Below are 12341 nucleotides of genomic sequence, written 5' to 3'. Positions count from 1 at the left end.
GCGCGGTAATGGGTAATGGGTAATAGGTAATGGGAAAACCATTTTTTACGCTATGCGTGCCCATTCTTCAGGCTTTTCATGGGACAACACTCTCAAGGAACATTTCGATTACTGTACCTCATAACATCGAAAAACGCTGTATTCTGGAGATCAACCCTCTCTACCTCCATTGCATCTGTCAGCATTGTATCTGGGCATTGGTATAGTTATTTTCTTACAGCTCATGATTGTATGCACTGCAATTCGCTCTCGCAAACGTCATCAGGGAAATCAGTTTTAATTCACTTGCTGTACTGTTAGTCTTCAACTCATGTTCTTTGAAGTTGGAGACTGATTTTTTCCACCCCTTGTGAGCGCCCTATCATCAAGAAATGGGATCGGGAAGCAGCAGCTCATATCAAAACCAAGACTCGTTGTTAATTGTTAATTGTTAATTGTTAATTGTTAATTGATATCACTTCAGTAACAATTATTCATTTAGCTCAGGTCTGGACTCCGGTAAAATGAAACCAGTCCATTAGGATTGCATCAACATTATTGCCATCTAAGATTCAAGGTGAGTATGGCCCATGAATTTGGAATCCCATCCTTTTATTAGTTATTTTGAAGCCGATCAAGTGGCTCAACTGTGCGATCTGGCGAATATCATCGAGTTTGACCAACCCACTGTAATCTTTGAAGAAGGTGAAGTTCCGGATGGACTCTATCTGGTTTTAGCTGGTCAAGTGGAGTTTAGCAAGATGATCGATACGGAGAAACATCAAACCATCGCCTTAGCTAAGGAAAATGACTTCTTCGGGGAGTTTGGAGTCCTCGATGGGAAACCGAGAAGTGCCAGAGCAATGGCTGATCGAGAAACGGTCTTAGCGAAAATTCCCCAGGATAAGCTGATGGACATTCTACACGATAGCAAAGGAGAAGTGGTCTTAGCCCTCTTTCGGCATATTATTCACCATATTCGCATTACCACGACCCAATATGTGAATCAAATTGTGCATAAACAAAAAATGGTGTTAGTGGGGGAAATGGTGAATACGATTATCCATGATTTCAAAAGCCCTTTTAATGGCATTCAGCTCTCTAGCTCCATGCTCAAGGAGATGCATTCCGATGAAGAGACCCAAGAATGGTGCGATCTGATTCAAGCACAAATTAGCCGCATGTTGGGGATGGCTGAAGAAGTTCTAGAATTTTCTAAGGGCCATGCTACGCTCTATCGACAGCCGATGCAACTGTCGGAGTTATTGAAGCAATTTGAAAAGCTCAATCGAGTTTATTTAGAATCAGCCGATGTGGAGTGGGTGACGGATATTGAACCGGTGGAGATTTATGCTGACCTCAATAAGCTGTTGCGGGTTCTGCAAAATATCATTACCAATGCCATAGAAGCGTTTGAAGGTAAGGGTGGACGCATTGAGGTGACGGCGAAAACCCAGGCGGAATGGGCGGTGATCCAGATTCGGGATAATGGCCCTGGAATTCCCAAAGCCATTCAAGAACACTTCTTTGAGGCGTTTGTCACCCATGGGAAACGGGGGGGGACTGGGTTGGGAACGGCGATCGCCAAATCCATTGTGGATGCTCATCAGGGCGAGATTAGCTTTGAATCCCAAGAGCAACATGGGACAACCTTTACCATTCGTCTCCCTCGATAATCCACCAAGTCGGCTTCTCATAATGATTCTGGTCGTTTCCATAAATAATTCTGATGAAAAAATATAGGGGTGGGGGGTGACACCCCTCATTTATATGTTATATTGAATTTGATGCACCCTGATGGACGCCCACTCGTGGGGCGTTTTTTTATTTTAAAAGCGCTTTGCGCGGGTAATGGGGGGATAGGGCGTTTTTCTCCTATTATTAAAAGTTAAGTTTTGAAAAATGACTTACAGCGCAAAACGCTGTAAGTCATTTTGCTTACTCAGTCGTAAGAGGCCAAATTCTATGACGAGAGGCAAAGTTTTTTAGTTTAAATAAATTAACCATAATACCGTAATTTCGAGATATATTTGAAAAATACACAAAAAATCAAGATTCATCCTCGATTTATATCAACCCATTCATGTGGAGGGGGGAAATCCGTGGTAGCACAAGTCGAAAATCCAACCTACGAGAGCCAAACCCAGGCGATCGCCAAAGAACTACTGCAAGCGCAAGGGGAAAAACGCTCCATCTTTGCCCAGATGCGCGATCAAATGCGCTGGGATGATAAGCTCCTAGACTGGGCCATGAATAACCCAGGGTTGCGGGTGCAATTGTTCCACTTTATTGATTGTTTGCCTGCTCTGCGATCGAAGGCGGAAGTGGCGCGGCATTTGCAGGAATATATGACAACCGAGGCGGTAGAATTACCCAGCGCCTTGAAGGGGATTCTTAATTTTACCCAAGCTGACTCCATGCCGGGACAAGTGGCGGCAACGACTGTATCCACTGCTGTAGAAACCCTAGCCCGGAAATATATTGCTGGGGAAACGGTTCAGCAGGTGCTAAAAACCGTGGAAAATCTCCGCAAGGAGAAAATGGCCTTTACCCTGGATTTACTGGGGGAAGCGGTGATTACGGAAACGGAAGCGAAGGCCTATTTGCAAGGCTATCTGGATCTGATCGATCGCCTCACGGAAGCGGCTGCACGCTGGAAAACCATCCCCGAAATTGATGAAGCGGATGGGGAACTTTTGCCCAAGGTGCAGGTTTCCGTCAAGCTGACGGCGTTTTATTCCCAGTTCGATCCCCTCGATGCCGAAGGATCGAAGCAACGGGTAATAGAGCGCCTTCGTACCCTCCTGCGCCATGCAAAAGAAAAAGGTGCGGCGATCCATTTTGATATGGAGCAGTATGTCTATAAAGATATTACTTTTGCTATCCTCAAAGAATTGTTACTCGAAGAGGAGTTCAAAACCCGTACCGATATTGGGGTGACGCTGCAAGCTTATTTGCGGGACTCGGAAGCAGACTTAAAAGATCTGATTGCTTGGGCAAAAGGGCGGGGAAACCCGATTACCATTCGCTTGGTGAAAGGAGCCTATTGGGATCAGGAAACCATTAAAGCGGTGCAACATAACTGGCCGCAACCCGTTTTTGATGATAAGGTGGCCACCGATGCCAACTTTGAACTCTTGACCCAGTTGCTGCTGGAAAACCACGAAGTTCTGAATGCTGCCATTGGTTCCCATAATGTGCGATCGCAAGCTAAGGCGATCGCCATTGCCGAACGCTTGCAGATTCCTCGCCGTCGCATTGAATACCAAGTTCTCTACGGAATGGGCGATCGCCTCGCTAAAGCCATGGTGAACCGAGGCTTGCGGGTGCGGATGTATGCTCCCTATGGCAGTCTCCTGCCGGGTATGGCGTATCTGATCCGTCGTCTGCTGGAAAATACCGCCAACAGTTCCTTCTTGCGTCAAAGCCAAGAAAACCGCCCCATTGAAGAATTAATCGCCCCTCCAGTGGTGAAAACAACCGGATCTCGACCCCAGAAAACCACTAGCTTTAAAAATGCCTCTGATACAGACTTTGCCCAAGTTGTGAACCGGGAACGGGCGCAAGCGGCGTTAAAAACGGTACGTCCCCAACTGGGAAAAACCATTCTCCCTTACATTAACGGAGAGTTTGTGGAAACGGCAGAGAGTATTAATTCTGTCAATCCCTCTGACCCCACGGAATTAGTGGCCAAGATTGGTATGGCTTCTATTGAACAAGCGGAAACGGCGCTAAATGCCGCCAAAGCAGCGTTTCCAGGTTGGAAAGCGACTCCCCCAACAGAGCGGGCGCGAATTCTGCGAAAAGCCGCCGATCTGATGGAACAGCGCCGCCCAGAGCTGTCCGTTTGGGTGATGCTGGAAGTGGGGAAAGAGCTGCACCAGGTGGATGCAGAGGTTTCCGAGGCGATCGATTTTTGTCGCTATTATGCCGATGAAATGGAACGGCTCGATCGCGGCCATAATTATGATATTGCTGGAGAAAATAACCGCCTCAGCTATCAACCGCGAGGTATCGCCCTAGTGATCTCTCCCTGGAATTTCCCCATTGCCATTACTACGGGGATGACAGTAGCAGCCCTGGTGACTGGAAATTGCGTGATTCTTAAGCCTGCGGAAGCGAGTACGGCGATCGCCGCCCAACTGATGCAGGTGCTGATTGAAGCGGGAATTCCTCAAGGCGTGTTCCAATTCTTACCGGCCAAAGGATCGACCGTGGGGGCCCATTTGGTCAAACACAAGGATGTGCATATGATTGCCTTCACCGGTTCCCAGGAAGTCGGCTGTCAAATCTATGCCAATGCCGCCCAACTGCAACCGGGACAAAAACACATGAAGCGCGTCATTGCTGAGATGGGCGGTAAGAATGCGGTGATTGTGGATGAGAGTTCTGATTTAGACCAAGCCGTGCAAGGGGTGGTCGATTCTGCCTTTGGCTATAGCGGTCAAAAATGTTCCGCTTGTTCGCGGGCGATCGTCCTGGAACCCGTGTATGATGCTTTCTTGGAGCGGTTTGTGGAAGCGACCAAATCCTTGCATGTAGGGCCGGCTGACCATCCTTGTACGAAGGTGGGGCCGGTAGTGGATGAGACTTCCATGAAACGTATTCAGGGCTATATTGCCACCGGAAAACAGGAGGCGAAAGTGGCTCTAGAAATGTTGGCTCCCAATGTCTCTGGCGCAAAAGAGGGCTATTATGTGGGGCCGACGATCTTCCAGGATGTTGCACCGACGGCTAAAATTGCCCAAGAAGAGATTTTTGGGCCGGTGGTAGCGGTGATTAAGGCCAAGACGTTCCAGGAAGCGTTAGACATCGCCAATCGTACCAATTTTGCCCTCACGGGTGGTCTCTATTCCCGGACTCCGAGCCATATTGAGCAAGCGATGGCCGAGTTTGAAGTCGGCAATTTGTATATTAATCGCAATACAACCGGGGCGATCGTCTCTCGTCAACCCTTTGGCGGTTTCAAGCTCTCCGGAGTCGGCTCTAAAGCCGGTGGCCCGGATTACTTGATCCAGTTCCTCGAACCCCGGACTATTACGGAAAACGTGCAGCGTCAAGGGTTTGCTCCCATTGAAGGCAACGAGTAGCTTGAGTTAGGGATAAGAAACCGGGTTTCTGATCTGCCAGAGGTGGAAAGAAACCGGATTTCTATTCTTGTTGGATACTTGAGGCACAGTTGGACAGATACCCCTTTTTTTATCCCTTCGCGGAAAATCCCCCTTCGACTCGGCTCAGGACAAGCCTGAAAAAGGGGGATTTTTACTACCCCTGTTTTTTAAGGGGGAGTTGGGGGGATTGAGATGTATCGCCATAGTAGCGAAAACAACTGTATTGTTAACGTAAGAAACTACTGACTAACCACAAGACAAAGAATGCAACCACGGCTGCAAACTGATCGCTATTCACTTGACTGATATTGGCTAAACTTGCCCCCAAGAGGCCACCGAGTAACAATCCAGCGATCAGTCCACCAACAGTGAGTAAAACAGAGCGACCGAATTTCCGTTCCTTGCGGTTTAAGAAGTAAATGCTGGCTACCACTCCCGCTAGAAGGGTCACCTGGAGAGGCGACTGGCTACCCTGGGTAGGGTGTAGGAGGGCGACACAGCTCATTAACACCAAATAGACTCCCATCGGTAGGAGAATATCAGCTTGACTAGGAGTATCTAGATAGGATTGTAACCAGTTGGGCATGGACTTCCCAGGCGTTGGGGGAGCCTTCGGCTCAGTCGCCGTTACTTTTTCCGGAAACCGTATTCGATCGGGAACTTTGAGTTTGCCCTGTTGCCGCATTCGTAGACGATCCATGAGAACGGCATCATAGGCAGTCTCAATGGCTTCCACTTGTCGGCGATCGCCACTGTGTTGATCCGTGAGGCGTTGACGGGCCTGTTGAATTTCCTCAAACGAGGCATCTTCCGTTAACCCCAAGGTTTCATAAGGACTTTTGTCACTCATCTTTTGTTCATTCCCTCACAATCATTCAGCGCTCTGATCGAGGAGCCGTAGGAGCCTAGACTTCCAGCTTACACAAGCCTGGTTGTTCAACTCAAGGGTTGACCCCGTTACCAGTGCTTGCCAAATTAGCCTAAACTTTTTTCACTATTTTATTAGTGCCACTTTAACATAATTCTTAATAGAGTTGGCTACCCAAGCAATCACCCCCGATAATAGATCATCTAAGCTTATCCATGGCTGATCCTCCCATTTTTGGCATGAGGAATAACCAGCCCTCAGCTTAGGCTGCCGTTATTCTAACGGAAAACCTGTACCACAGAGCCACCATGGCCAGATACACTTAAATGACGAAACTGCCAGTCTTGGGTCTGTTTGTCAACTCGCAAGCATATATCACAAGGTTATTCATATGGCTTCAGCCAAGATTCTTGTTGTAGATGATGATCCTGCAATTCGTAATTTAGTCTTCCGCTATTTGGGCAAACATGGCTATGAACTCGAAGATGCTGCTGACGGGAAAACCGGCATGGCAAAGTTCAAGCAGTTTCGCCCTGATTTGGTAATTTTAGATGTTAATTTACCGGATGCTCTAGGTTACAATCTTTGCCAGGAAATGCAAACTTTAACGGATGTTTTCGTGTTGATGCTCACTAGCCGCACGGATACATCGGATAAAATTATTGGTTTTGAAAAGGGAGCGGATGATTACCTCACTAAGCCCTTTAGTGTGGAAGAACTCAAATATCGGGTCGAAGCTCTGCTGAAGCGTCAGCGAACCGTCACCACTCCTGAGCGTCAATTGATTACCCATGGTCAGTTATTGATCGATCCCGAACGGCGAGAAGTGATGTTGCAAGGAGAACCCGTTGTGCTGACGGCTTTGGAGTTTGATTTACTGCATGTTCTTGCCAGCAACCCAACGAAAGTGCTGCGGCGTTCAGAGTTAATCAGTCAAGTCTGGGACTATGAACACCAGGGGGATCAACGGGTTGTGGATGTGCATATCGGCCAAATTCGTAAGAAACTCGAAGCAGAGGGGGTACATCGCTTTATTAAAACGGTGCGCGGGGTGGGATATAAATTTGTCCCTCCCGATACTCTAGAAGATTAAACTCATTCGGGATCATTCTGGGGAAACTCAGGGGTTGAGATTGGATGTGCATCTACCCAGTGTTTGCAATAAGCGCCTCACTTTCTCTAGATCTTTGTCCCCAGGTTGTAGCTCGACTCCACTGGATAAATCGATACCTTGGGGCGAGAGAGACTGTAGGGCTTGTTCAATATTATCGGGTGTCAATCCTCCAGCTAAGAACCAGGGTAAGGGAGGAGTAAAACTCTTTAAGTCTTGCCAGTCTAAAGTATGACCGGTTCCTCCGAATTGATGGGGATGATAGGCATCTAAAAGTAGGGTATCGACACAGGTTTGATAGGCGGCAATTTGAGTTAAGGTTTCCGGGGTGCGGACTCGAAAGGCTTTGATCAGTTCGATTTGGGGTAGATTTTGTCGTAGAATTTGGCAAAATAAGGGGTCTTCATTTCCATGGAGTTGAATTCCGGTGAGATGACCGAGGGTGACGGTGCTTTTGATTTGCTCTAGGGTGGCGTTGACAAATACGCCGATGCGGTCAACAGATGGGGGGAGTTGAGTACAGATGTGTTGGATCTGTTGGGGTTCGATGTAGCGGGGTGAGCTGGAAACACAGATAAATCCTAGGGCGGTTGCGCCTAAATCGGCGATCGCCACGGCTTGCTGGGCTTGAGTCAGTCCACAAATTTTAACGCGCATATTTGCTCCGGGTTCGAGGAATTTTGTATCAAAATTTTAATAAACTTTAAGGAATGACACAAAAATAAAGTTTTGTCAGCAGGCTTCTTATAATGGTGAGGACTTTTTACCGGGATTAAGGAGCAAAAGACCTATGACCTCAGAATGGTCTCTCAATATCGGACTGATCATGATTGCTTGCAATATTCTAGCGATCGCCATTGGTAAATTCACCATTCAACAAAAAGGCGTTGGCCCTGGCCTACCTGCTGGCCCCTTCTTCGGTGGCATGGGAATGTCTGAATTACTGGCGACTACCAGCTTAGGTCATATCCTAGGTGCTGGCGTAATCCTAGGACTTAGTGGTACTGGAGCGATTTAATCTCCCGCACAAGTAAGTGAGCCAAGGGGGGGAGTCGGAAATTGGAAAAGCGTTGTTTTCCTCCTGTTTCCTCTCCCCCCTATCTGTTGCTCTCGATTAATTGCTTCGGTGATTATTGTCAAACTCAATCCTTGTACCCGCCCATTGCAGCTTATTACGGAGGGTGCGATAGTAGGAATGATTTTCTTCCAGGATAATAAACTTGGCTTGATAATCGGCCATCCGCACATCCACCCGATGACCGGGCCAAATGGCTGTACCCATCACGCCATCAGTCCAGAGTTTGGTGCTTAGATCGTAGTCGGCTAGGGGCCAAACGCTAACGATACAGCCGGAAGGAATAATAATGGGGCGACTCGATAAACTTAAGGGGCAAATGGGGGTCACGGCCATTGCTTCCATGCCCTCATGAATGATCGGCCCATTGGCGGACAGATTGTAACAAGTTGAACCGGTGGGAGTCGAGACCAATAAACCATCCCCTTGATATTGATCGACCACTTCCCCATCGATCTCAATCTCTAGCTTGGAGGTGATCATGCGGTCATGGGATGCCGGTTTAATGCAGATTTCATTGAGGGCCAAAAAGCGATCGCTCACCGGAGGCACAAACCGCCGGTTACTCTCATAAACTGCCGCTTCCAGCATCATTCTACGTTGCACTGCATAGCGATCGCTTTGCAACCGCTCCCAAACCCGTTGCGTGTCATAAAAATTATCTGCCGATTCCGTTAAAAACCCCAAATGGCCCCCAATATTCACCGACAAAATCGGAATACCTTCAGCAGCCAACTGTCGAGCCGCAGCCAAGGCTGTTCCATCCCCCCCCAAAACCACAGCCAGATCGATCGGTTGAGGAGCTGAAGCCAAAAACACGGGATAAGGATTATCCTTAGCTCCCGATGGCCCCATTAGCACGCGACCACCCAGAGCCTCCAACTCTTTCGCGCATCGCTGTGCCCATTTGCGACTGTCTGCATCTCCGGCTTTATGGGAAATGATGACCTGTTTGAGTTCCACAATTCAATTAAAAATTAAAAATTAAAAATTATTTTTACTGATTATTCATTGTTTGGGGCAGGTTTACAACAGTTATCGGTTAGAACTAGGAGATATTGGTGAACCTGCCCCTACCCATTACTCATTACTCATTACTCAATAACTAAGGGGTTAGTTAACCCAACCCCTTAGATTTTCCTTACCACTTGAGTAAGTTAAACTGCTCCATATCCACCGTATTGCGGTTACGGTAAATCGATAGCACGATCGCCAAGCCTACGGCAGCTTCGGCTGCGGCTACCGTAATCACAAATACCGTAAACACTTGGCCGCGAATGCCTTGCGGATCTAAAAAATTAGAAAAACCCATCAGATTTAAGTTCACCGCATTGAGCAATAACTCAATCGACATTAACACCCGCACCGCATTACGGCTGGTAATCAAGCCATAAATGCCGATACAAAATAGGGCGGCGGCAATGAGCAAAAAATATTCGAGTTGTAAAACCATCGTGTTTCCATTTCTCCCAATTTAATCAACCGGCTCTCTTAGCCTTTAGGATTCCGTTTTTTTACCCGATGAGACCAATTCCCTGGGTCGTTCCGGTAATTGTAAACTATCGGGAATTCCTTTGCCCTGGGGAGGTTGGTCGGGAATTTCTTCCCGACGGGCGAGAATAATTGCCCCCACCAAAGCCATTAACAAGAGAACAGAAGCCAACTCAAATGGCAGGAGAAAGTCACTAAAGAAATGCAACCCGATCAGCGTCGTTGCGCTATCCCCGGCGATCGCCTCTGTAGAGAGTTGCCAGGGGGTTTGCACAACCATTGTCCCTAAGAGAGCAAACAACCCCCCACAAACGGCTGCCGTTGCACCTTTACGAATCCACCCCCGAACCAGGGGTTGATAATCTTCCTGCTTATTCACCAACATGATGGCAAACAGGATCAGGACGTTAATTGCGCCCACATAGATCAGGGTTTGAGCGGCTGCCACAAACCCCGCATTCAGCAATAAATACAGCCCAGCCATACTGATCAACACCCCCGCCAACAAAAAGGCAGAGTGAACAATATTCTTCAGTAAGACTACGCCGAGGGCGGCGGCGATCGCCATAATCGCCAACAGCCCAAATGATACCAATTGAACCCCTTCAGCTAAATTCACGTTCTTTAATCCTTGTTTGGTGTTTCCGATTGTTCCAGAATTTCCTCTGGCCGTAGTCCAGCTCGTCGCTCCCTATGGGATACGGTATGAGGGTCAATGACTCCCTTGGGCAGATAAGCAAATTCACGCATCGGTTGAACCATGGGGTCATTAGTGACTTTATAGGGAATGCGGCCCATGGCCACATTATCATAGTTCAACTCGTGGCGATCGTAGGCCGCCAGCTCATACTCTTCCGTCGCCGACAAACAATTGGTCGGACAATATTCAATGCAATTCGCGCAAAAAATACAGACTCCGAAATCAATACTGTAGTGCTTCAGTTGTTTTTTCTTCGACTCCTTATTCATCTCCCAATCGACCACCGGAAGATTAATCGGACAAACCCGAACACAAACTTCGCAAGAAATACACTTATCAAACTCAAAGTGAATCCGTCCCCGATACCGTTCCGAAGGAATCACTTTTTCATAGGGATATTGCACAGTAATGGGACGACGTTGCATATGGTCAAACGTCACAGACAGACCTTGACCAATATATTTCGCTGCTTCTACCGTCCCTTTTGCGTAATCACCGACTTGTTTCAAGAACTTCAACATGATGGATTAACCACTTACGACACAAAACAGGTCATAGCGTTTTCAAATGAAATGCCCTTCTGAAATGCCCTCTCCCTAAATCCCTCTCCCACGGGAGAGGGACTTTTACTCCCCTTCTCCTGTGGGAGAAGGGGCTGGGGGATGAGGGAAAAATTCTCGTGACTCATTTAAAACTGCTATATATCAACTCTCAACTATCCGCCAAAAGCAAAGGGAAAGACTAACTTCAGGGCGGCCGTCAATAAAAGATTAACCAAGGAAACCGGCAGGAGGAATTTCCATCCTAAATCTAACAGTTGGTCAATCCGCACGCGGGGAAGCGTCCACCGACAGAGGACAGCAATAAAGACCAGAAAATAGGCTTTAAAAATCACCATGGTGATCCCTAAACTCGCCATCAACACTTGTAACCAAGAGGTCGTTTCTGGTATCCCTAACCATTGGGCGACTTGCTCAACAGGAATAATAAATTCCCATCCTCCTAAGTATAGGACAGCCACTAGGAGACCAGAGAGTACCAGGTTCACATAGGAACCGAGATAAAATAGGGCAAATTTCATCCCTGTGTACTCGGTTTGATAGCCAGCCACTAATTCTTCTTCAGCTTCGGGTAAATCGAAGGGAAGGCGCTCGCATTCGGCTAAAGCAGCTATCCAGAAAATGATAAAGCCCACCGGTTGCCGCCAGACATTCCAACCGAGGATGCCATAACCCGATTGTTGATTCACAATATCGATGGTACTGAGGCTATTGGACATCATCACGATCGCCAGTACGCAGAACGCTAAGGGAATTTCATAGCTAATCGATTGCGCGGCTGCTCGCAGGCCTCCCAACAGGGAATACTTGTTATTGGAGGCATACCCTGACATTAACAAGCCAATGGGGGCAACACTCGAAAGGGCAATCCACAAAAAGATGCCAATTTCCAAATTGGAGATCATCAAGTTTTCTCCAAAGGGCACAATCAGAAAGGACAAAAAGACCGGAATGACCACCAGGGCTGGCCCTAGGGTAAACAAAATCGGATCGGCTTTGTCGGGGATGATATCCTGTTTCAGGAGCAGTTTCAGACCATCAGCAACGGGCACTAAGACTCCAAACGGGCCCATATATTCGGGGCCGATGCGCTGTTGCACGGCAGCCGATACTTTTCGCTCTAACCAGGTGGTGACCAATACGCCGACTGTTGCGCCCACCAGCACCACTAACATCGGTAGGGGAACCCACAGAGCTTTTGCTGCGCCCTGGGGAAGACCGAAGTGGGTCAGTAATTCGATAAAACTTCTTTGTAAGTCGATGCCTAAATTCATCTTTCCTCGCGATTCCAGTGAAAGGAAGCATGGCTCCCTGTATGGATTTTAAAGTTTATTGATGGTTTTTTGGGCCTAATCTATTAATGAGACCCATAAACATGCTTCCCATTTGACCATAAATCGTCCCATGGGGGATAGGGGGATCTCTCAAGGGAATGATTTTAAGATT

General features: G+C 47.7%; 11 protein-coding genes. 4 read left to right on the top strand and 7 right to left on the bottom strand.

What is annotated here, in order from left to right; all coding sequences use genetic code 11:
* The first annotated feature begins 569 nt into the window (after positions 1-569).
* On the top strand, positions 570-1655 hold the full coding sequence (locus PJF56_RS03415) for an ATP-binding protein (protein WP_283761240.1): 1086 nt from the start codon (positions 570-572) through the stop codon (positions 1653-1655).
* Between the two features lie 426 nt (positions 1656-2081).
* Positions 2082-5069 carry an L-glutamate gamma-semialdehyde dehydrogenase gene (gene pruA / locus PJF56_RS03410; protein WP_283761239.1) on the top strand — a complete coding sequence of 996 codons (2988 nt, stop codon included), beginning with the start codon at positions 2082-2084 and terminating at the stop codon, positions 5067-5069.
* Between the two features lie 247 nt (positions 5070-5316).
* On the opposite strand, the gene PJF56_RS03405 is transcribed toward pruA, so the two are convergent.
* Positions 5317-5940 carry a CPP1-like family protein gene (locus PJF56_RS03405; protein WP_283761238.1) on the bottom strand — a complete coding sequence of 208 codons (624 nt, stop codon included), beginning with the start codon at positions 5938-5940 and terminating at the stop codon, positions 5317-5319.
* 409 nt (positions 5941-6349) lie between these two features.
* Between PJF56_RS03405 and PJF56_RS03400 the strand changes: the two genes are divergently transcribed.
* Positions 6350-7051 (top strand): response regulator transcription factor, encoded by a 702-nt coding sequence (locus PJF56_RS03400; protein ID WP_283761237.1) that lies wholly within the window; start codon positions 6350-6352, stop codon positions 7049-7051.
* A gap of 27 nt (positions 7052-7078) precedes the next feature.
* On the opposite strand, the gene PJF56_RS03395 is transcribed toward PJF56_RS03400, so the two are convergent.
* Positions 7079-7726 (bottom strand): phosphoribosylanthranilate isomerase, encoded by a 648-nt coding sequence (locus PJF56_RS03395; protein WP_283761236.1) that lies wholly within the window; start codon positions 7724-7726, stop codon positions 7079-7081.
* A 133-nt stretch (positions 7727-7859) separates the two neighbouring features.
* Between PJF56_RS03395 and psaK the strand changes: the two genes are divergently transcribed.
* Positions 7860-8087: a photosystem I reaction center subunit PsaK gene (psaK, locus tag PJF56_RS03390; protein ID WP_283761235.1), complete on the top strand. Its 228-nt coding sequence runs from the start codon at positions 7860-7862 to the stop codon at positions 8085-8087.
* Positions 8088-8183: 96 nt separating this feature from the next.
* Here the strand turns inward: psaK and PJF56_RS03385 are convergent, their stop codons facing one another.
* The 5 genes from PJF56_RS03385 to nuoH all read right to left on the bottom strand — a co-directional run bounded on the left by PJF56_RS03385 (position 8184) and on the right by nuoH (position 12169).
* The gene (locus tag PJF56_RS03385) at positions 8184-9107 is read right to left on the bottom strand and encodes an NAD(+) kinase (RefSeq protein ID WP_283761234.1); all 924 of its coding nucleotides are present in this window, start codon (positions 9105-9107) and stop codon (positions 8184-8186) included.
* Positions 9108-9285: 178 nt separating this feature from the next.
* Entirely contained in the window at positions 9286-9597 is a 312-nt protein-coding gene (gene nuoK / locus PJF56_RS03380) for an NADH-quinone oxidoreductase subunit NuoK (RefSeq protein WP_283761233.1), read from the bottom strand.
* Between the two features lie 45 nt (positions 9598-9642).
* Positions 9643-10254 carry an NADH-quinone oxidoreductase subunit J gene (locus PJF56_RS03375; RefSeq protein WP_283761232.1) on the bottom strand — a complete coding sequence of 204 codons (612 nt, stop codon included), beginning with the start codon at positions 10252-10254 and terminating at the stop codon, positions 9643-9645.
* Between the two features lie 5 nt (positions 10255-10259).
* Positions 10260-10853 carry an NAD(P)H-quinone oxidoreductase subunit I gene (gene ndhI, locus PJF56_RS03370; protein ID WP_283761241.1) on the bottom strand — a complete coding sequence of 198 codons (594 nt, stop codon included), beginning with the start codon at positions 10851-10853 and terminating at the stop codon, positions 10260-10262.
* A gap of 197 nt (positions 10854-11050) precedes the next feature.
* Positions 11051-12169 (bottom strand): NADH-quinone oxidoreductase subunit NuoH, encoded by a 1119-nt coding sequence (gene nuoH / locus PJF56_RS03365; protein ID WP_283761231.1) that lies wholly within the window; start codon positions 12167-12169, stop codon positions 11051-11053.
* Positions 12170-12341 lie beyond the last annotated feature (172 nt).

The sequence above is a fragment of the Roseofilum halophilum BLCC-M91 genome (assembly GCF_030068445.1).
Taxonomy (GTDB): Bacteria; Cyanobacteriota; Cyanobacteriia; order Cyanobacteriales; family Desertifilaceae; genus Roseofilum; species Roseofilum halophilum.
This window is presented reverse-complemented; position numbering and strand designations above follow the sequence as displayed.

Bases quoted from the DNA above. Each gene is read 5' to 3' on its own strand.
- PJF56_RS03415 (WP_283761240.1), top strand. From the start codon at position 570: ATGAATTTGGAATCCCATCCTTTTATTAGTTATTTTGAAGCCGATCAA.
- PJF56_RS03405 (WP_283761238.1), bottom strand. From the start codon at position 5,940: ATGAGTGACAAAAGTCCTTATGAAACCTTGGGGTTAACGGAAGATGCC.
- PJF56_RS03400 (WP_283761237.1), top strand. From the start codon at position 6,350: ATGGCTTCAGCCAAGATTCTTGTTGTAGATGATGATCCTGCAATTCGT.
- PJF56_RS03395 (WP_283761236.1), bottom strand. From the start codon at position 7,726: ATGCGCGTTAAAATTTGTGGACTGACTCAAGCCCAGCAAGCCGTGGCG.
- psaK (WP_283761235.1), top strand. From the start codon at position 7,860: ATGACCTCAGAATGGTCTCTCAATATCGGACTGATCATGATTGCTTGC.
- nuoK (WP_283761233.1), bottom strand. From the start codon at position 9,597: ATGGTTTTACAACTCGAATATTTTTTGCTCATTGCCGCCGCCCTATTT.
- nuoH (WP_283761231.1), bottom strand. From the start codon at position 12,169: ATGAATTTAGGCATCGACTTACAAAGAAGTTTTATCGAATTACTGACC.